Here is an 18,212-nt window from a genome sequence, read left to right as displayed (position 1 = left end):
TCATGATCTCCAGATGTCATCGATGGCGGCGCGGAACTGCCTGGCGGCCGCCGGCGGATCGCCGGCCTCGGCCAGCGCGCGGCCGGCGATAAAGGCGGTGACGGCGATCTCTTTAAACAGCGGCAGGTCGGCGGGCGTGATGCCGCCGGTCACCGACAGCTCGATGCCCAGATCGGACAGCGCCTTCATCCGATCCAGATCCTGTCGGCCCCAGGTTTGCCCGCTGGCCTGCGCGTCGCGGCCGCGGTGATAGATCGCCTGGCGAATGCCAAGGCCGTGCCATTGCCGCGCATCCTCCAATGTCCAGCGGCCGAACAGTTCGATCTGGATTTCGCCGCCGTGACGCTCGGCGACCTCCCGCGCGCTGGCCATGGTGGCCAACGGCGCGGCGCAGATCACCGTCATCCAGTCCGCGCCCTGGCCGAAGGCCTGCTCGGCCAGCGTCGCACCGGCGTCGGCCACCTTGAGATCGGCCACCAGCGTGTGCTGCGGACAGCGCTCGCGCAGCGCGCTAACCGCCTGAATGCCGGCGCTGATGCACAAAATGGTACCGGCCTCGATGATGTCCACATGGGGACTGAGGGTCTCGGCGGTGCGCAGCGCCGTATCCAAACGGGTTTGATCGAGCGCCAGCTGCAGGCGCGGTTTCGTGCTCATGGGGCCTCCTTGTTGGCGGGCTGCAGATGTTGCAATGCAGCAATCAGCGCCTGATAACGTTGGTGTTTGTGGTCGTAAGCTTCGGCGGCGGCCGCATCAGGCAGCAGCCGCTCGATACGCGGCGCCAGCCGGCGCTGGGCGGCGGTGAAATCGCTGAAGACGCCGCTGCCGACCATGGCCGCCATCGCCGCGCCCAGACAGCCGGTTTCTTCCACCTGCGGCAGCTCAACCGGCAGGCCGCTGACGTCGGCGAACATTTGCATCCAGGGGAGGGATTTGGCGGGGCCGCCGGTCACGCGCAGCGCCTGCGCCTCAGGAAAACGCCGGCGCATGCGGTTAAGGTGCGTCATGTGGCAGAACACCACGCCTTCGTAGATCGCCTGCACCAGGTGCTCGCGTTGGTGGAAGGCCTGCAGGCCGTAGAAGCTGGCGCTCAGCCCCAGGCCGGCGTTGGAGCCATACAGGAAAGGGGCGAACAGCAGATCGCCGGCGGCTTTCGGCAGGGCGGCGACCCAGCGGTTAAGCTGGTCGTAGTCCTGCAGTCCCCATTGGTGACAGAACCATTCCAGGTTGGCGGCGGAAGTGGGGCTGGCTTCGTGTACGATGTATTGGCCGTTTTCGGCGTGGCGGCCATAGACAAAGGGATGATCGAAACCCTCGACGATGGCATCGGTGATGCCGCTGGTGACCGACCAGGTCCCCATCACCGCGTTGAGCCGGGTTTCGTCCTGCAGGCCGGCGCACAACGCGGTGGACACCACGTCGAACAACCCGCCGACTACCGGGGTGCCGATTTGCAGGCCGGTAATGGCCGCGGCGTTTGCCGCGACGCGCCCGGCGATATCGGCCGAACCGACAATCGTCGGAAGGGCGGGCATGATGTCGCCGATGCCCAGCAGCTGCGCCAGCGCCGGGTCATAGCGTCCGCTGCGCATCTGATACAGGTTGGATTCGGAGATATTGGTTTCTTCGCAGGCCAGCTCGCCGGTCAGGCAATAGCGCAGGTAGTCGTGCGCCATCAGCACGCTGCCGATGCGGGCGTAACGTTCCGGCTGATGCCGCTTCAGCCAGCGCAGCAGCGAGACCGGGTGCCCGGTCCACAGCGTTTGGCGCGTTTGCGGATACAGCGCTTGCGGCACGCCCTGCCGTTGCCATTCCTGCACCAGCGCCAGCGCGCGCTGATCGGAAGAGAGCATGGCGTTGCCCAGCGGCTGCCCCTGTTTATCCAGCAGAAACGCGCCCTTGCCCTGCGCCGAGATGCCGATGGCCTGGATGGCGCCGGCGACGACGCCGCTGGCGGACAGCACTTCACGGATCACCTCGGCGGCGGTGTGCCACAGCGATGCCATATCGCGCTCGGCCCAGCCAGGCTGTGGCGCGACGATCGCCAGATTACGCCGCGCAACGCCGTGTTCATGGCCCCTGCGGTCGTATAAACCCGCCTTGATGAAGGTGCCGCCGCAGTCGAGCCCCAGCCAATATTCCATCATTCGCTCCTCGTACTGTGGTCGCATTTATTGGGCAGCATCAACGCCAGCACGGAGGCGATCGCCAACGAGGCAGCCAGGCTGTAGACACCGACATCCTTGTTGAACAGGCTGATCAGGACGCCGACCATATACGGGCCGCAAAAGCCGCCGAGGTTGCCCAGCGCATTGATCACGCCGCGCGCGCCGCCGGCCACTTCGGCGTTGAACAATTTGGGCGGGATGGTCCAGAACACCCCGGCCGCCGCCTGAATAAATACGCCGCAGCCGACCAGCGCAGCGTAAGACCACCAGATGTGATCCTTCAGCAGCACCGACAGCGCCATGCAGGCGGCAAAGCAGGCCAGCGGCAGGGCGACGAAGACTTTGCGCTTACCGGTGCGATCGGAGAGGGTGGAGATGATCAGCATGCCGAAGATGGCGCCGATATAGGGCAAGATAGCCAGCAGGCCCACTTGTTCCATATCGCCGTGGGTCAGCCCTTTCAAAATGGTCGGCAGCCACAGGGTGTAGCCGTAGATACCGGTCTGGTAGAAAAAATTCACCAGGATCAGCTGCCACATGATCCGGTCGCCCAGCACCCGGCGCAGTGAGGCGTTGCGCACCGTTTTTCCTTTGATCAGCAGCTGTTCGTCGTGCAGGGTCTTCACCAGATACTCTTTCTCCGCCTGCGAGATCCATTTGGCCTCCTGGGGCCGGTTGCTGATGGTGAAGTACCACAGCGCCATGACGACCAGCGACAGAGCGCCCTCCACCAGAAACAGCATGCGCCAGTCCCAGGCGGTGATGATCCAACCCGACAGCGGGGCGGTGAGAATGCCGGCGATCGGCACGAACATGATGACGATGGCGTTGGCGCGGCCGCGCTCCTTATCCGGGAACCAGTTACTGATCATGGTCAGCACCACCGGCAGCATGCCGCCTTCGGAAACGCCGAGGGCGAAGCGCAGGAACAGCAGCTGGTACTGGTTGGTGACCAGCCCGGTCAGCACCGAGATCACCGCCCAGGCCAACAGTGACCAGCCGATGAATTTCTTGCCGTTGCCGTATACCGCCAGCTTGCCGCCGGGCACCTGCAGAAACAGGTAACCGATGAAGAAGATGCCGCCGGCCAGCCCGGCCATCGAGGCGGTGATGCCGAGTTCGTCATCCATGCCGCCGGGCATGGCGAAGGCGATGTTGACCCGGTCCATGTAAGAAATGATGCAGGTGATGAGGATCGGCGGCACGATCCTCAGCCAGCGGAGCTTGGGGATCACCTGGCTTTGGCTGACGGAAACGGAGGCTGTATTCATAAGGACCTCTTTCGATGTTCGCTTTTTTGTAGGGTCGGGCGTTATTGTTTTGCTTGATTTGGGCGCAGGGGCGCCCGCACAGGCCCATGGACCGGTGTTGTTATCGTTACGGTGTGGCGGCTATCAGGCGCTAAACGACGCCAGCGGTATTTTCACCACCACCTTGCGTATCGCGCTGGGGCGTTGGTTAATGCAGGCCGGGCGATGCACGTCCTGTGGGAAAAATACCGCGAAGTTGCCGGGCCGCATCGTGAGCCAGGATTCGTCGGCCACGTCCTGATAAAACAGGATGTCGCGCTGCGCCAGCAGCTCCTGATGAACGACGTTGTCGCCATTGTCTGTCGCTACGCCGATAAGTTCGGTGCCGCTGACCAGAAACTGCACGTCGACGTTTTGCCGGTGGACTTCCGGGCGCAGCGCATCCGGTGGTTGGGTATGCAGATCCAGCACTTGCACCACGTAGCCGGTGGCGGGATCTTCATAGCGCCCTGCGGGCAAGACGCTGAAATCGGTGCGCTGCAAATAGGCGACGGCGTTGGCGACCGGCGTCGGGTACTGCTCGGGCGCGGTGTTGGCGATGTGGCCGAATATCATGATGCTCCTCCCGTTACAGCGCCTGAATGCGCGCCCAGACTCGTTCGTCGACCGGAATGCCGTCGCGCAGGTTTTCTGCCAGAATGCGCGGGAACTTGTGGCCCGGCAGGCGAATGGCGACGTCGGGGGTGTCCCGTTCGGCGCTGGTGACGTAATCCATGATGCGCTGCAGTTTTTGATCGCGGCTGTCGCCGTCGATCAACCGGTCTATCTCAATCGCGATGAACACCTGCGAGACGCCGTATTCGTCGCGGTGATCCTCCGTCACTTCTGCCACCGAGGCGCCGCCTGACAGCAGGGTGGCAATCATGTCCAGCACGATCGACAGCGCCGATCCTTTCCAGTACCCCATCGGCAAAATGCGCCGATTCTCTTCGATGGTGGCCGGATCGCGGGTCAGACGGCCGTCGTTGTCGAAGCCGCCGTCCACCGGCAGGGTTTTGCCCGCCAGCCGGTTCAGCTCCAGCGCGCCGTAGGAAAACATCGACATCGACATGTCCACCATGGTGATCGGGTTGCCGGGCACGGCGACGATCAAAGGGTTGGTGCCGATACGGCACGTTTTGGCGCCCCACGGCGGCATCACGGCGATCGAGTTGGTCCAGCAAATGCCGATATAGCCTTTCTCCGCCGCCTGCCAGCCGTAACCGCCGCCGCGCATCCAGTGGTTGGCGTTGCGCAGCGCCACCAAGCCGATGCCATGATCGTCGGCCAACTGCATGGCGCGATCCATCATGCGGCGGGCGGTAAGGTTGCCGATGCCCTGGTGCGCATCCCATTGCTCGATCGCCCCCAGAGACAACAGTTTGCTGGGTTCGGCGTCCGGCACGATATCGCCGGCGTCCAACTGCTGAATAAAGCGCGGAAAGCGGTTAACGCCGTGGGAGTAAACGCCGCTGGCGGTGGTGTCGGCGAACATGCCGGCGCAGTCGTCGGCGAGATGTTCCGCCACGCCGCGCGCCAGCAGCACGCGTTTGAATTGCTGTTTTAACTCGCTGTAACTCACTCTCATGCCGGTTCTCCGCCTGTGCGAATCGTCTATTTTTGGCTCGCTAAATTTCAATATGCGAAATTGCATTTCAAATAAATGCTATCCCGGCGGTTCAGGGAAGTCAAAGCAAGGGGGAGTAAAATTATTCATGAAAAACATGACGTTAAAATTGAGTGGTGATTTTGTGATCGCCGCCACGTTTTGGTGGGGATGGCGTGCTTCAGACGTGACAAAGCAGGGCGGATCGAAACCCACCCTGCGTCTTGCAAGACCCCGGCTAACCGCGAGTGTTCAGCACCATGCGGTAGAGCGAGGTGGTGGCGGTGATATAGAGCTCATCGCCGTTCGGGCCGCCGAAGGTACAATTGGAGACGCGTTCCGGCACGCTGATTTTGTCGATCTGTCGCCCCTCTGGATCAAAGACCAGCACGCCGTCGGCGCAGCTGCAAAACAGATTGCCGGCCCGGTCGACGCAGAACCCGTCCGGGAAACCGGGCTCCACCGTCGCGAAACGGCGGCCGGCTTCCAGCTCGCGGCCGTTGACCGCATAGACGCGCAGCTCGCGGCGGCCCAGCGTCGGGAAATCCACGATCGACATGTCCGCCACGTACAGCCATTTTTCATCCGGTGAAAACGCCAGGCCGTTCGGGCGTTGCAGGTCGCAGGCGGCGATGGTCAGCGAACCGTCGCGCGGATCGAAGCTGTAGAGGTAACAGCCGATCACCTGGCTTTCCGATTTGTAACCCTCTTCGTCGCCGATGATGCCGTAGGGCGGATCGGTGAACCACAGGGTGCCGTCGGAACGCACCGCCACGTCGTTCGGCGAGTTAAAGCGCTTACCGTCGACGCGGTCGATCAACAGGCGCACTTCGCCATCGCTTTCGGTGCGGCTGATGCCGCGCCGCCCGTGTTCGCAGCTGACCACGCGCCCCTCGCCGTCGCGCGCATTGCCGTTGGCGTAGTGCGACGGCGAGCGGTATAGGCTCAGCTCACCCCGGCGCGACCAGCGGAACATGCGATTGCCTTTCACGTCGCTGAACACCACCGTATCCTCCTGCGGCAGCCAGACCGGCCCTTCGGCCCAAATCGCCGGTGAGCACAAGCGCTCGAGCTGAGCGTGCGTGCGCAATGAATGCCGAATGCCGCCGTTCACTTCACGCCCCAGATCGCTTTGTAATGGCCCTGATAATCATTTTGCGGGTCATACAGGTTATTGGCGCCGCCGTCGGCGGCGATATTGTCGCGTGTCACCAGGTGCGCCGGCGTGACGTAGCCGGAAGGCGGCTGCTTGGCGAAGGCGCGGTTGAATTCGTCCAGCAGTTGCCAACCGTGCAGTTTCAAGGGCTCCGGCACCGTCGCCGACTGGCTGTCGCCTGACCGGATACGCTGGTAAGCGGAGATCGAACCGTCGCCGGCCGACACGTTGTAAGGCGCGTTCTTGCCGCCTTTGCCGGCAGTCTTCAGCGCCGGAGCCATAAAGTCGAAGTACAGATCGTTGATCGCCAGCGCATATTGGAATTTGTCGCCGTACTTCTGCAGCAGGCTGAAGGTCATCGCCGGCATGCGGTTGGCGGTATCGGCCAGCGGCGTGTCGATGAATTCCAGCAGCGTGCAGCCGCTGCATTTGGCGATCTCTTCTTTCATGACGTTGGCCTTGTCCAACGCGATTTGGTACAGCGAGTCGGTGAAGATCAAGACGCTCGCCTTGCCGCCGGACTGCACCACCGCGTATTGCGCGGCGATGCGCGCCACTTCGTTGGAATCCGACGTGACGTTATAGAACACGTTGTATTTGGCGATGGGGCCCGGTTCCGGCACCGCGTGCCAGGCGGTCAGCACGATGCCCTGCTGTACGGCCTTTTTCAGCGGGATCTTGGCGACGTTAGGGTTCCAGCCGCCGATCACGATGCCGTCCGGTTTCTGGGCGATGGCCTGATTGAGCGATGCCAGCTGATCTTTCACCGAGCCGCCGCCGTCGAGCGTTTCCAGCCTCCAGCCGGCGGCTTTCGCCGCTTCGCTCAACCCCTGTTGCACCCCTTGCACGCCGCCGTTCTTCATGTCGGAGGCGATAAAAATGATCTTCTTGTTGGCCTGCAGCTGCGGGCCGCTGGTGGGGCCGTCCCACTGGGTGGCGCTGGCGGTGGCCTTCGCGACGGCGGCGGTGGCCTGATCGAGATAGGCGTCGGCCCAGGCCGGCGATGCGGCGAGCAGCAAGGTCGTGAACCCCGGTAACAGCCAAATGCGTTTCATGGTGTGCTCCTGGTTTAAGGGTGGGTCGCTGTCTGATTGTTGTTGTCAGCCGGCGTCGCCTGGCTGCGTTGTACCGCTTTCTGATTGAGCAGCCGACGGCGTTGGGCATAGCCGGCCAGGGTGATCGACAGCAACAGCGTCGCGCCGTTGAACAGCGGCTCGACCCAGAATTCGCCGCCGAACTGCTGAATGCCGGCGATGCCGATTGCCAGAATGGCGATGCCGACCACGGTGCCCCAGACGTTGACGCGCCCTGGGCGAATGGTGGTGCTGCCGAGGAAGGCGCCGACCAGCGCCGGCAGCAGATAGTCCATGCCGACGCTGGCCTGGCCGACGCCCTGTTCGGCGGCGATCAATACGCCGCTGAAACCGGTGAGCACGCTGGAGGCGATGAAGGCGCCGATGGTAAAGCGATTGACCGAGATGCCGTTCAGACGCGCCGCCGCCGGGTTGCCGCCCACCGCATACATGCAGCGGCCGAGCGGGGTATGTTCGGTGATGAGCCAGAGCACCACCGCGACGATCAGCACGTAAAACGCCACGATCGGAATGCCGGCGATCTCGGTGTGGTGCAGCGCGATAAAGGCATCCGGCAAGTCGCCGACGATCTGCCGCCCGCCGGAGTGCCACAGGGCAATGGCGTACAGTACGGTGCCGGAGCCGAGGGTGGCGACGAAGCTGTCGATATCGGCCAGTGCCACCAGAATGCCGTTCAGCAACCCGTACAGCGCCGAAATCGCCAGCACCGTCAGCACCGCCATCTGCCAGGAGAAGCCGTATTCCACCTGCAGCGTGATCGCCAGGATGTGCCACAGCACAATGCCGAAGCCGACGTTAAGATCGATCTTGCCCACGATCATCGGGATGGTCGCCGCCAGCGCCAACAGGGCGATTTTGGCCTTGCTCGACAGGATCGCCTGCAGCGTCAGCATCGATGCGAAGGAGGGGGTGAGCAGTGAGAACAGCACGACCAGCGCGATGCACAGCAGCAGCAGGCCATAGCGGGTGAGAACCTGCATCAGCCACGGGCCGGCGCCGTCCTGCGCCAGGCTGACGCGCTGCTCCAGCGCGGTTGATTTAACGGATGTTTTAGACATGGCCTACCTCGGATTCTGACGTGATTGCGACGCTTTCCCCGGTGCTGGCGGAGGCCAGCTCCAATAAATTGGCGAATGACACCTGTTGATTTTTCAATTCGCCGACCACTTTCCCGCGGTTGAATACCAGCGTGCGGTTGCAAATATGGGCGATCTCCTCGAAATCGTTGGAGATCACCAGCACCGCCACGCCTTCCGCCAGGGATTTATTCAACAGGTGGTAGATTTCCGCTCGTGCGCCGACGTCCACGCCGGCGGTGGGATCTTCCAGGATCAGCAGCGGCGCCCCCAGGTGCATCCAGCGCGCCATCACCACCTTTTGCTGGTTGCCGCCGGACAGCGCGCTGATATCGATATTGACGTCCTTGGGGCGTACGTCGAACAGCTGCACCTTCCACCAACTGGCGCCGATCTCCGCTCGCCGCCCGTAGCGGGAGAGCAGCCGGTGGCCGCTGGCGCAGGGGTTGATAAACAGGTTTTCACGCACGCTCATCGACATCACCAGGCTTTCACCGGTGCGATCGCCCGCCACCAGTGAAACGCCGCAGGCCATCGCCTGCTGCGGGGAGCTCGCCAGATAGGGCCGATCGCGAAACTGAATCGCGCCGCCGTCGGCCTGACGCAACCCGAACAGCAGCCGGCCAATCTCTTCTTGCCCGGCCCCGCGCAGGCCGGCCAACGCCAGCATCTCGCCCGGCTGCAACTCGAAGCTCACCGGGCCGATGTCGCCCACCGTGACGCTATCGAGCTGCAGCACCGGCGGACGATGCTCCGGCAGCGGTTTGCGCTGATCGTCCGCCATCGCTTCGCCGACGATGGTTTGCACCAGATCGCGCAGCGAGTAGTCGGCGGTGTGGCCGCCGGCGACATAGCGCCCGTCGCGCATCACGCAGACCCGATCGGCGATTTCGATCACTTCGTCCAGACGGTGGGTGACATAAATCATGCCGACCTTTTTGGCGCGCAGCCGGTTGATCACGGCGAACAGATGACGCACGTCGTTGGCGGGCAGGGAGGCGGTCGGTTCATCCAGCACCAGCAGCTCGGCGTTGACCGCCACCGCGCGGGCGATCGCCAGCAGCGATTTTTCGGTGCGAGACAGTTCGAAGACGCGCGCATCGGGATCGAGCGCGATGCCGACGTCTTGCAGCGCCTGCGCCGCCCGGCGGCGAATGGCGCGCCAGTCGATCAACCCAAAGCGGCGGGGAAACCCCATCACCAGCGCCATGTTTTCCGCCACCGTCATCCATTCGATCAGGCCGAGATCCTGATGAATAAAGGCGATCGGCTGGCGGCTGGCGCTTTTTATCGCGGCGGCGGAGGCGATGCTTGCGCCCTGAAAGCGAATATCGCCGCCGTCACGCGGGTAGACGCCCGCCAGCACTTTGATCAGCGTCGATTTGCCGGCGCCGTTTTCGCCCAGCAGCGCCAGAACCTCGCCCGGCATCACCTGCAGGCTGACGTCGTTGACCGCCACGTTGCCGCCAAATCGTTTGACGATGTGGCTGAGGGTAAGGATGGGTTGTGCCGCATTATCGATAGTCATGTGATGCGCCCCTGGTGTTGCGCCCGTGCGAAGATGCCGGGCAAATCAGCTAAACCGCTGGTGGTTATCTGGCCTTTAAATTTCAACATGCGAAATTCAATTTCAAAAATAATATGACGTTCGTTGCGCTAAATCAAAGGCGATGAGGTTTTAATTACTGTTATTAAACAATGGGTTATTTTTTACTTTGCGGAAGTGTGACCGATGGCTCACTTCAATGCGGGGGAAATATTGCGGATTTTTGGCCCGCTGCGGACAATGAAACGGCGTTCCGTCTTCACCTGATGCGGGCCTTGGGGTAACATGCCCGGCAAAGAGCCTGCTGACTTCGCCGCAGCGCCGGTTGGCGGTTCGACACTGGAGAGATTTTCGCTATGAGCCTGAAAGCCGTCGACGAGAAAGATGACAAGAAAGACAAACCGCTGGGCAGCCAAAGCCTGTTCCGCGGTTTGCAGTTGATTGAGATCCTGAGCAATTTTCCCAACGGGTGCCCACTGGCGCATCTGTCTGAGCTGGCCGGCATGAACAAGAGCACGGTGCATCGTCTGCTGCAGGGGTTGCACACCAGCGGCTATGTGACCCAGGCGCCGTCGCCGGGCAGTTACCGTCTGACCACCAAGTTCATTTCCATCGGCCAGAAGGCGCTGTCGTCACTCAACATCATCCACGTGGCTGCGCCGCATTTGGAGCAGCTGAACCTGGAAGTGGGGGAGACGGTCAACTTCTCCAGCCGCGAAGACGACCACGTCATCCTGATCTACAAGCTGGAGCCGACCACCGGCATGATGCGCACTCGCGCCTATATCGGCCAGCATATGCCGCTGTACTGTTCGGCGATGGGTAAAATCTTCATGGCCTACGGCAACGACGATTATCCGGCTCACTACTGGCAGACTCACCAGCAGGAGATTCAGACGCTGACGCGCAATACCATTACCGAGCTGCCGAAGATGTATGAGGAACTGGCCGATATTCGCCAGCGCGGCTTGGCGATGGATCGCGAGGAAAACGAGCTGGGGGTCTCCTGCGTGGCGGCACCGGTGTTCGATATTCAACAGCGCGTGCCTTATGCGGTGTCAGTTTCTCTGCCGACCGCCAAGCTGCAGCAGATCGGCGTCAAAAGCCTGATCAAACCGGTGCTGGCCACCGCGCAACGCATCTCGCAGGAGCTGGGGTTCGTCACGCCGATTTGAGTATTAGTGCTTCTGATACTGGATTAGAAACATCAATTTCACCTAATGATCGCTTCCTCGTATGATGCGCGTGTTAACCGATACGCGCCCACGTCCGGCGCCTTTTATCATTCGAGGAATCTCCCATGTTAGCCGTCTTCCTGCAGGGCTTTGCCCTGAGCGCCGCCATGATCCTGCCGCTGGGCCCGCAGAATGTATTCGTGATGAATCAGGGCATTCGCCGTCAGTATCATTTGATGATCGCCTCATTGTGCGCACTGAGCGATATCGTGCTGATCTGCGCCGGTATTTTCGGCGGCAGCGCGTTGCTGACCCGCTCGCCGCTGCTGTTAGCGCTGGTCACCTGGGGCGGTGTGGCGTTTCTGCTGTGGTACGGCTGGGGCGCGTTCCGTTCCGCCTTCAGCCCGCAACCGGCGCAGGCCGCGGCGCAGGAGTTGGCGCAGAGCCGCTGGCGCATCGTGGTCACCATGCTGGCGGTCACCTGGCTGAATCCGCACGTCTATCTGGACACTTTCGTGGTGCTCGGCAGCCTGGGTGGACAGCTGACGGCGGATGTCCGCTCCTGGTTCGCGCTTGGCGCGGTCAGCGCGTCGGCGGTGTGGTTCTTTGGCCTGGCGCTGCTGGCCTCCTGGCTGGCGCCGTGGCTGAATACGCAGCGGGCGCAGCGCATCATCAATGCGCTGGTCGGGCTGGTGATGTGGGGCATCGCGCTGCAGCTGACCTGGCAGGGGGCAAATTTATAAGAATTTGTCACTAATCCGAATTCAAAACGCCGTGCGATATGCTACGTTTGATGCCAGGAATCCGGCGGTTCTCGCAGGGAAAAGCCGGCGATCAGAGACAGCCTGTCATTAAGGAGACACTGTGAAGCTAAAAGCATTGGCTATGGCCGCAATGGTCGGATTAGGGACGTTACCGATGGCGCTGCAGGCGGCTGAAGTGCCTGAAGGGCCGCACGTCGTCACCTCCGGCACCGCCAGCGTGGACGCCACGCCGGATATCGCCACCCTGGCGATCGAAGTGAGCGTTTCCTCCAAAGACGCCGCCCAGGCGAAGAAGCAGGTGGACGAGCGCGTGGCGCAGTACTTTGATTTCCTGCAGAAAAACAACATCGAGAAGAAAGACATCAGCGCCGCCAACCTGCGCACTCAGCCGGAATACGACTACCTGAAAACCGGCGAGTCGGTGCTGAAGGGCTACCGGGCGGTGCGCCAGGTGCAGGTCACCCTGCGCCAGTTGGACAAGCTGAACGAGCTGCTGGACGGCGCGCTGAAATCCGGTCTGAACGAGATCCGCGCGGTGGAGCTGGGCGTCGCCAAGCCGGACGTGTATCGCGAGCAGGCGCGGCAAAAAGCGATCGAGAACGCGACTCAGCAGGCCGAATCCCTGGCCAAGGGCTTCCACGCCAAGCTGGGGCCGGTGTACAGCATTCGCTACCGGGTCGCCAACTACCAGCCGATGCCGGTGGCGCGGATGTATAAGGCGGCCGGCGCGGCGGCGGAAAACGACGCGGCGCAAACCTATGAACAGCAAAGCATTCACTTCGACGATCAGGTGGATGTGGTGTTTGAGCTGCAGCGTAACGCCGCGCAGTAAGGGTGTGGCATTGAAGAAAAGGTTCGCCGCGGCGAACCTTTTTTCGTTTTAATCCTGGCGCAATACCTGGTGACCGTGCTCCAGCAACGCGTCGGTCACTTTACGCATCATGCGGCTCTCCGGCGCGAAGCGGTGCCAGTACAGCATGCGGCGCTGGTACAGCCCCGGCGTCAGATCGATCAGTTCGCCGGATGCCAGCTCCTTTTCGATCTGCAGATGCGGGATCATACAGCAGGTGGTGCCCTGACGCGCCAGCTGCACGAAGGCTTCCGATGAGTTCACGATGTGGCAGGGCACGCTGCCCGGCGACAGATCGAAGTTCTGCTGCAGGAATGCCTGGTGCATGTCGTCGAGATGGTCGAAGGCCACCGCCGGCGCTTTCAACAGCGCGGAACGGGTGACGCCGTTCGGGAAATAGCGCTCGGCGAAGCCGCTGGAGGCCACAAACAGGTAGTCCAGCGCCCCCAGCCGATCCACCAGGCAGCTCGGCAGCGGCTGCGGCTGAATACTCACCGCGCCCACCACTTCACCGCGGCGCAGCCGCTCCTGGGTGCGGGTTTCATCTTCCACCTGCAGATTCAGGCGAATGGGGGAGTCCGCCAGCACCGGCTTCAGCGCCGGCAGCAGCCAGGTAGCCAGACTGTCGGCGTTGACCGCCAGCGACAGCAGCAGCGGCGTATCGACGCCGGTGTCGTTGCCCAGCCACTCTTCTTCCAGCAGCTCCACCTGATGCAGCAGCGCCAGCAGCTTTTGCCCCTGTTCGGTCGGGCGCGGCGGCACGGTACGAACCAGCAGCGGTTGGCCGAACAGGTTTTCCAGCTGTTTGATGCGTTGGGATACCGCCGATTGCGTGATACAGAGTTTTTGCGCGGCGCGCTCGAAGCCGCGCTCACGGATCACCGCGTCCAGCGCTTGCAGCGTACGATAGTCTGGGCGTTTCATCGGAAAGATATCCCTTAAATTAGAATGATACCGGCACTATGCCACATTTTACGCATGGCGCAGGTGGAAAAATCACGCCCCCAGCTCGCCGCCAAGCGGGTAAAAATGCGGGCTGCGGTAAATAAGTGTGATCCTGCCGGCGTGAAAAACAGCGTTTTACCCTATAATACGCACACGTTTTCGTACAGAGGCAAGGGACATATTATGACGCAGGATGAACTGAAAAAAGCGGTGGGCTGGGCGGCGCTGGAATACGTGACGCCGGGCACCATCGTCGGGGTCGGCACCGGCTCTACCGCCGCCCACTTTATTGACGCGCTGGGCTCTATCAAGCACCAGATCGAAGGCGCGGTGTCCAGCTCCGATGCCTCCACCGCCAAGCTGAAAAGCCTCGGCATCCACGTGTTCGACAGCAACGAAGTGGACTCGCTCGATATCTACGTGGACGGCGCGGACGAAATCAACGGCCATATGCAGATGATCAAGGGCGGCGGCGCGGCGCTGACGCGCGAGAAGATCATTGCCGCCATCGCCAAGAAATTTATCTGCATCGTCGACGCCAGCAAGCAGGTGGACGTGCTGGGCAAATTCCCGCTGCCGGTGGAAGTGATCCCGATGGCTCGCTCTTACGTGGCGCGTGAGCTGGTGAAACTCGGCGGCCTGCCGGAGTATCGCCAGAACGTGGTGACCGACAACGGCAACGTGATCCTCGATGTGCATAACCTGAGCATTACCGACGCCGTGGCGCTGGAGAACAGGATCAACGGCATCGCCGGCGTGGTGACCGTGGGGCTGTTCGCCAACCGTGGCGCGGACGTGGCGCTGGTCGGCACCCCGGAAGGCGTGAAAGTGGTCAAATAAGCTTCTGCCGTTTGTGGCCCGGCGGTGCCGGGCCGCATAATTCTTCGGTTAAAATATCTTTTCTGAAAAACGGCAAATTTGGTGACTTATGTCACATTGTGAAAACTGACTCCCCAAAGCTTCTGCCGAAAACTTTCCCTATGGCATTTTCTGCCGTAAACCGCCATCGACGCTGCGCCTTGTCCTGCCAAGCAGGCAATCGTTTGTATTGCCGCCCGCGTTATTTTTGTTATGTTGGATGGGAGCTGTGTCGTCACAGCCGCTTCTGAAGTCTGAACATAGGGTCGGGTAAATGGCAAAAGTATCATTGGAGAAAGACAGGATTAAATTCCTGTTGGTGGAAGGGGTTCATCAGAGCACGGTCGATAATTTGCGTGCCGCCGGTTATACCAACATCGAATACCACAAGGGTGCGTTAGACACCGAATCGTTGAAGGCATCCATCCGCGATGCACACTTCGTCGGCATCCGATCGCGTACGCATCTGACTGAAGAGGTGTTCGCCGCCGCAGAAAAACTGGTGGCGGTGGGCTGCTTCTGCATCGGCACCAACCAGGTTGATCTGAAAGCGGCGACCAAACGCGGTATTCCGGTCTTCAACGCCCCCTTCTCCAATACCCGATCCGTGGCCGAAATGGTGCTGGGCGAGCTGCTGTTGATGCTGCGCGGCATTCCGGCCGCCAACGCCAAGGCGCACCGCGGCGTGTGGCACAAACTGGCCGTGGGCTCCTATGAGGCGCGCGGCAAAAAGCTGGGCATCATCGGCTACGGCCATATCGGTACCCAACTGGGTATTCTGGCCGAAGGGTTGGGCATGAAGGTGTTCTTCTATGACATCGAGAACAAGCTGCCGCTGGGCAATGCGCAGCAGGTGCGCCATCTGTCCGATCTGCTCAATATGAGCGACGTGGTGACGCTGCACGTGCCGGAAACGCCATCGACCAAAAATATGATGGGGGCGGAAGAGCTGGCGCTGATGAAACCGGGCGCCATTCTGATCAACGCCTCGCGCGGCACCGTGGTGGATATTCCCGCGCTGTGCGACGCGCTGGCCAGCAATCACCTGGCAGGCGCGGCGATCGACGTCTTCCCGGAAGAGCCTGCGACCAACAGCGATCCGTTCAATTCGCCGCTGTGTGAGTTCGACAACGTGCTGCTGACGCCGCACATCGGCGGTTCCACTCAGGAAGCGCAGGAGAACATCGGCGACGAAGTGGCCGGCAAGCTGGCGAAATACTCCGACAACGGATCGACTCTGTCCGCCGTCAACTTCCCGGAAGTGTCGCTGCCGGCGCATGGCCCGAACGCCAGCCGCCTGCTGCACATCCACGAAAACCGTCCGGGCGTGCTGACGCAGATTAACCAGATCTTTGCCGAAGAGGGGGTTAACATCGCCGCACAGTATTTGCAAACCGGGCCGGAAATCGGCTATGTGGTGATCGACATCGAAGCGGAAACCGCGCGCGCCGACGCCGCGCTGCAGCGTATGAAAGCCATCGACGGCACCATCCGCGCCCGCCTGCTGTTCTGATTCGGCGGCATGCCGCAACGAAAAAGGCCGGAGCGATCCGGCCTTTTGCTATTTTGGCTCATGCCATGCCCAGCTGCAGAGCGGGGTGAGGATTTCCGGCAGCGGGATATCCCAGTGTTCGGTCGGCAGATGTTCCACCTGCTGGCAATCATGAGCCAGGCCGATGGGATAGGGGCCGCCGCTGCGCCAGTTTTGCAGGGTGCGATCGTAAAAGCCGCCGCCCATGCCCAGACGCTGCCCGGTATGATCGAACGCCACCAGCGGTGTCAGCACCACTTCCAGTTCACCCAGCGGCAACACCTTGCGCACATCGAGGCGCGGTTCGAGAATATTGAAGCGATTGCGCACCAGCGGCGTTTCCGGCGCATAGCGCAGGAACAGCAGGTGGCCCGGGCTGAACGGATGCAGCACCGGTAGGTAAACCCGTTTGCCGAGCGTCCACAGCCGCTCGATCAGCGGCCCGGTATCGAGTTCGCCGTCAAACGACAAAAACACCGCGATGCTGTGCGCCGCCTGAATGCGTTCATGCGTGACGAGGCGTTCGGCTATCTTTTCTGCGGCAAAGCGTTGCTGGCCCGGCGTAAGCTCGCGCCGACGTTGGCGAATGAGTTGACGAATGGTTTGGCGCTGCTGCGCGAATTGGGGTTGAAAAGGCATCGTATCAGGCTTGCTCTGTGTGGTGTTCAGCACACATAAACCGCTGAGAAGGGGAATCTCCGAGATGCCGTCGCAGGCTGTAACCCTTGAACCCATGGTTCAAGGTGAACGTGCCGTCGCAATCTTAAGGCTTCTCGGCGCACCGAGCGTGCTCACCGATCGCGGAGCAACACATTCTGTTTGTACTAAATATCGGCTCAGGGGACTGGCCCGCTGGCGAACATCTCAGAGAAATTTTGTACTCGTTGCCGAAACTTTAATTTCAACAACTTAAGTTATTCGAATTGTGCATCCTGACGTTCAGAGATGCGACCTTGTTCAAGCAGCGCTTGTTCAATGGTCTGCTGCAGCATCCGTATGCGTTGTTCCATATTGGACGCGTAGTCACGGGTTTTCAACCGTTCTTGAGCAAGTTCGTGACAGACGTTCAATGCCGCGATGAAAACCAGTTGCTCAGTATTGGAGACTCTAGTGCGAACTTTAAGATCTTGCAACCGTTGGTTAAGATCGTCCGCCGCCATATTCAACGCATCTTGTTGTTCTGGCGGGCAATTGACTCTTAACGAGCGGCCAAAAATTTGAATATCTACCGGTTGTGCAGACATGCCACCTTCCTGCCTAAATTTCGCGCCAGCCTTGTCCGCCCTGGCCGGGCTGTCAAAGCGGGCGCCACTATATATACCTCGGTACCAAGATACAACCCCTTTTTCAGTACCTGGTTGTAATCTACTGTGGCGCACATTGCCAGTCAAAAAAGGGTTTCAAAATGCGTATTTACCGCACTTTCGTCACCCGCCGGCGCAGTGTGAAACCTGCCACATCGCGATTATAACTAGCCACTGAGGTGTCGCGCTTATCTGGTATAGCGACGGACCTTGGTGGTAGCATAACACGAACTTATCCTGCCAACGATGACGAATGCGCATGTCTATACAGAATACATTTCCAAGTTACCAATCTTTAACCGTGGCCCTCAACCAGCAGTCGGTGGCGTTGACCGCGGCAGAAATGCACGGCCTGATCAGCGGCCTGCTGTGTGGCGGCAGCCGTGACGCCGGCTGGCAGGCGCTGGTGCACGATCTGACCAACGAAGGCGTGGCCTTCCCACAGGCGCTCAGCCAACCGTTGCAGCAGCTGTATGAAGCGACGCGTGACACGCTGGAAGATGACGAATTCCTGTTCCAACTGATGCTGCCTGAAGGGGAGATCGTCAGCGTGTTCGATCGCGCCGACGCGCTGGCCGGTTGGGTCAACCACTTCCTGCTCGGTCTGGGCATGATGCAGCCGAAGCTGGCCCAGGTAAAAGACGAGGTCGGTGAAGCGATCGACGATCTGCGCAACATCGCGCAACTGGGCTACGACGAAGACGAAGATCAGGAAGAATTGGAACAGTCGTTGGAAGAAGTGGCGGAGTATGTGCGGGTCGCCGCCATCATGTGCCACGGCGAATTCACCCGTCACAAACCGACGGCGCCGGAAAATATCAAACCGACGCTGCACTAAACGTTCTATCGC

The 18,212-nt window shown here is 61.1% G+C and carries 18 protein-coding genes and 1 other RNA gene; 6 read left to right on the top strand and 13 right to left on the bottom strand.

Features of this window, described 5'->3' with window-relative positions; genetic code table 11:
- The 9 genes from ulaD to ACJ8OK_RS17780 all read right to left on the bottom strand — a co-directional run bounded on the left by ulaD (position 1) and on the right by ACJ8OK_RS17780 (position 9,917).
- Positions 1-657 carry a 3-keto-L-gulonate-6-phosphate decarboxylase UlaD gene (gene ulaD, locus ACJ8OK_RS17820; RefSeq protein ID WP_099982740.1) on the bottom strand — a complete coding sequence of 219 codons (657 nt, stop codon included), beginning with the start codon at positions 655-657 and terminating at the stop codon, positions 1-3.
- Positions 654-2,144 (bottom strand): FGGY-family carbohydrate kinase, encoded by a 1,491-nt coding sequence (locus ACJ8OK_RS17815; protein ID WP_082997446.1) that lies wholly within the window; start codon positions 2,142-2,144, stop codon positions 654-656. The genes ulaD and ACJ8OK_RS17815 overlap by 4 nt, the downstream gene beginning before the upstream one ends.
- On the bottom strand, positions 2,144-3,439 hold the full coding sequence (locus ACJ8OK_RS17810) for an MFS transporter (protein ID WP_442530772.1): 1,296 nt from the start codon (positions 3,437-3,439) through the stop codon (positions 2,144-2,146). The genes ACJ8OK_RS17815 and ACJ8OK_RS17810 overlap by 1 nt, the downstream gene beginning before the upstream one ends.
- 123 nt (positions 3,440-3,562) lie before the next feature.
- Entirely contained in the window at positions 3,563-4,033 is a 471-nt protein-coding gene (locus ACJ8OK_RS17805) for a YhcH/YjgK/YiaL family protein (RefSeq protein WP_033632142.1), read from the bottom strand.
- Positions 4,034-4,046: 13 nt separating this feature from the next.
- Positions 4,047-5,045, bottom strand: coding sequence for a 3-dehydro-L-gulonate 2-dehydrogenase (gene yiaK / locus ACJ8OK_RS17800; protein WP_033632143.1), 999 nt, complete (start codon positions 5,043-5,045; stop codon positions 4,047-4,049).
- 256 nt (positions 5,046-5,301) lie between these two features.
- The gene (locus ACJ8OK_RS17795; protein WP_235362915.1) at positions 5,302-6,177 is read right to left on the bottom strand and encodes an SMP-30/gluconolactonase/LRE family protein; all 876 of its coding nucleotides are present in this window, start codon (positions 6,175-6,177) and stop codon (positions 5,302-5,304) included.
- On the bottom strand, positions 6,174-7,274 hold the full coding sequence (locus tag ACJ8OK_RS17790) for an ABC transporter substrate-binding protein (RefSeq protein ID WP_033632144.1): 1,101 nt from the start codon (positions 7,272-7,274) through the stop codon (positions 6,174-6,176). Before ACJ8OK_RS17790 ends, ACJ8OK_RS17795 begins: the two co-directional genes overlap by 4 nt.
- A 14-nt stretch (positions 7,275-7,288) precedes the next feature.
- Positions 7,289-8,371, bottom strand: a complete 1,083-nt coding sequence (locus tag ACJ8OK_RS17785; RefSeq protein ID WP_016930014.1) for an ABC transporter permease — start codon at positions 8,369-8,371, stop codon at positions 7,289-7,291.
- Positions 8,364-9,917, bottom strand: a complete 1,554-nt coding sequence (locus ACJ8OK_RS17780) for a sugar ABC transporter ATP-binding protein (RefSeq protein ID WP_099982736.1) — start codon at positions 9,915-9,917, stop codon at positions 8,364-8,366. The genes ACJ8OK_RS17785 and ACJ8OK_RS17780 overlap by 8 nt, the downstream gene beginning before the upstream one ends.
- Positions 9,918-10,291: 374 nt before the next feature.
- Here ACJ8OK_RS17780 and ACJ8OK_RS17775 point away from each other — a divergent pair, with 374 nt between their 5' ends.
- The 3 genes from ACJ8OK_RS17775 (at position 10,292) to ACJ8OK_RS17765 (ending at position 12,706) form a co-directional block, all read left to right on the top strand.
- On the top strand, positions 10,292-11,110 hold the full coding sequence (locus ACJ8OK_RS17775; protein WP_033632146.1) for an IclR family transcriptional regulator: 819 nt from the start codon (positions 10,292-10,294) through the stop codon (positions 11,108-11,110).
- Between the two features lie 125 nt (positions 11,111-11,235).
- A complete protein-coding gene (gene argO / locus ACJ8OK_RS17770) occupies positions 11,236-11,853 on the top strand; it encodes an arginine exporter ArgO (RefSeq protein ID WP_033632147.1) in 618 nt (205 codons plus the stop codon).
- 121 nt (positions 11,854-11,974) lie between these two features.
- Positions 11,975-12,706 (top strand): oxidative stress defense protein, encoded by a 732-nt coding sequence (locus tag ACJ8OK_RS17765; protein WP_004931607.1) that lies wholly within the window; start codon positions 11,975-11,977, stop codon positions 12,704-12,706.
- Between the two features lie 48 nt (positions 12,707-12,754).
- Here ACJ8OK_RS17765 and ACJ8OK_RS17760 read toward each other — a convergent pair whose 3' ends face one another.
- A complete protein-coding gene (locus ACJ8OK_RS17760; RefSeq protein WP_004931613.1) occupies positions 12,755-13,648 on the bottom strand; it encodes a LysR family transcriptional regulator ArgP in 894 nt (297 codons plus the stop codon).
- A gap of 204 nt (positions 13,649-13,852) precedes the next feature.
- On the opposite strand from ACJ8OK_RS17760, the gene rpiA reads away from it, so the two are divergent.
- Complete coding sequence (rpiA, locus tag ACJ8OK_RS17755; RefSeq protein ID WP_033632149.1) at positions 13,853-14,509, top strand: ribose-5-phosphate isomerase RpiA; 657 nt, start codon at positions 13,853-13,855, stop codon at positions 14,507-14,509.
- A gap of 292 nt (positions 14,510-14,801) precedes the next feature.
- The gene (gene serA / locus ACJ8OK_RS17750; protein WP_004931617.1) at positions 14,802-16,040 is read left to right on the top strand and encodes a phosphoglycerate dehydrogenase; all 1,239 of its coding nucleotides are present in this window, start codon (positions 14,802-14,804) and stop codon (positions 16,038-16,040) included.
- 48 nt (positions 16,041-16,088) lie between these two features.
- Here serA and ACJ8OK_RS17745 read toward each other — a convergent pair whose 3' ends face one another.
- The 3 genes from ACJ8OK_RS17745 to zapA form a co-directional block, all read right to left on the bottom strand.
- Positions 16,089-16,697 carry a 5-formyltetrahydrofolate cyclo-ligase gene (locus ACJ8OK_RS17745; protein ID WP_033632150.1) on the bottom strand — a complete coding sequence of 203 codons (609 nt, stop codon included), beginning with the start codon at positions 16,695-16,697 and terminating at the stop codon, positions 16,089-16,091.
- Positions 16,698-16,749: 52 nt separating this feature from the next.
- A non-coding RNA gene (gene ssrS, locus ACJ8OK_RS17740) (6S RNA) lies at positions 16,750-16,932 on the bottom strand.
- A 40-nt stretch (positions 16,933-16,972) separates the two neighbouring features.
- Complete coding sequence (gene zapA / locus ACJ8OK_RS17735; RefSeq protein ID WP_004931621.1) at positions 16,973-17,302, bottom strand: cell division protein ZapA; 330 nt, start codon at positions 17,300-17,302, stop codon at positions 16,973-16,975.
- A 319-nt stretch (positions 17,303-17,621) separates the two neighbouring features.
- On the opposite strand from zapA, the gene ACJ8OK_RS17730 reads away from it, so the two are divergent.
- Entirely contained in the window at positions 17,622-18,200 is a 579-nt protein-coding gene (locus tag ACJ8OK_RS17730; RefSeq protein WP_004931622.1) for a YecA/YgfB family protein, read from the top strand.
- Positions 18,201-18,212 lie beyond the last annotated feature (12 nt).

It is taken from the genome of Serratia sp. CY71090, assembly GCF_052166845.1.
Classification (GTDB): domain Bacteria; phylum Pseudomonadota; class Gammaproteobacteria; order Enterobacterales; family Enterobacteriaceae; genus Serratia; species Serratia nematodiphila.
Note: the sequence above shows the minus strand (reverse complement) of the source record. Positions and strands in the feature narration are given on the sequence as shown.

What these genes read in the sequence shown, in the direction of transcription:
- zapA (WP_004931621.1), bottom strand. Translation starts at nt 17,302, where the DNA reads ATGTCTGCACAACCGGTAGATATTCAAATTTTTGGCCGCTCGTTAAGA.
- yiaK (WP_033632143.1), bottom strand. Translation starts at nt 5,045, where the DNA reads ATGAGAGTGAGTTACAGCGAGTTAAAACAGCAATTCAAACGCGTGCTG.
- ulaD (WP_099982740.1), bottom strand. Translation starts at nt 657, where the DNA reads ATGAGCACGAAACCGCGCCTGCAGCTGGCGCTCGATCAAACCCGTTTG.
- ACJ8OK_RS17780 (WP_099982736.1), bottom strand. Translation starts at nt 9,917, where the DNA reads ATGACTATCGATAATGCGGCACAACCCATCCTTACCCTCAGCCACATC.
- serA (WP_004931617.1), top strand. Translation starts at nt 14,802, where the DNA reads ATGGCAAAAGTATCATTGGAGAAAGACAGGATTAAATTCCTGTTGGTG.
- ACJ8OK_RS17745 (WP_033632150.1), bottom strand. Translation starts at nt 16,697, where the DNA reads ATGCCTTTTCAACCCCAATTCGCGCAGCAGCGCCAAACCATTCGTCAA.
- argO (WP_033632147.1), top strand. Translation starts at nt 11,236, where the DNA reads ATGTTAGCCGTCTTCCTGCAGGGCTTTGCCCTGAGCGCCGCCATGATC.
- ACJ8OK_RS17810 (WP_442530772.1), bottom strand. Translation starts at nt 3,439, where the DNA reads ATGAATACAGCCTCCGTTTCCGTCAGCCAAAGCCAGGTGATCCCCAAG.
- ACJ8OK_RS17805 (WP_033632142.1), bottom strand. Translation starts at nt 4,033, where the DNA reads ATGATATTCGGCCACATCGCCAACACCGCGCCCGAGCAGTACCCGACG.
- ACJ8OK_RS17760 (WP_004931613.1), bottom strand. Translation starts at nt 13,648, where the DNA reads ATGAAACGCCCAGACTATCGTACGCTGCAAGCGCTGGACGCGGTGATC.
- rpiA (WP_033632149.1), top strand. Translation starts at nt 13,853, where the DNA reads ATGACGCAGGATGAACTGAAAAAAGCGGTGGGCTGGGCGGCGCTGGAA.
- ACJ8OK_RS17730 (WP_004931622.1), top strand. Translation starts at nt 17,622, where the DNA reads ATGTCTATACAGAATACATTTCCAAGTTACCAATCTTTAACCGTGGCC.
- ACJ8OK_RS17790 (WP_033632144.1), bottom strand. Translation starts at nt 7,274, where the DNA reads ATGAAACGCATTTGGCTGTTACCGGGGTTCACGACCTTGCTGCTCGCC.
- ACJ8OK_RS17775 (WP_033632146.1), top strand. Translation starts at nt 10,292, where the DNA reads ATGAGCCTGAAAGCCGTCGACGAGAAAGATGACAAGAAAGACAAACCG.
- ACJ8OK_RS17785 (WP_016930014.1), bottom strand. Translation starts at nt 8,371, where the DNA reads ATGTCTAAAACATCCGTTAAATCAACCGCGCTGGAGCAGCGCGTCAGC.
- ACJ8OK_RS17815 (WP_082997446.1), bottom strand. Translation starts at nt 2,144, where the DNA reads ATGGAATATTGGCTGGGGCTCGACTGCGGCGGCACCTTCATCAAGGCG.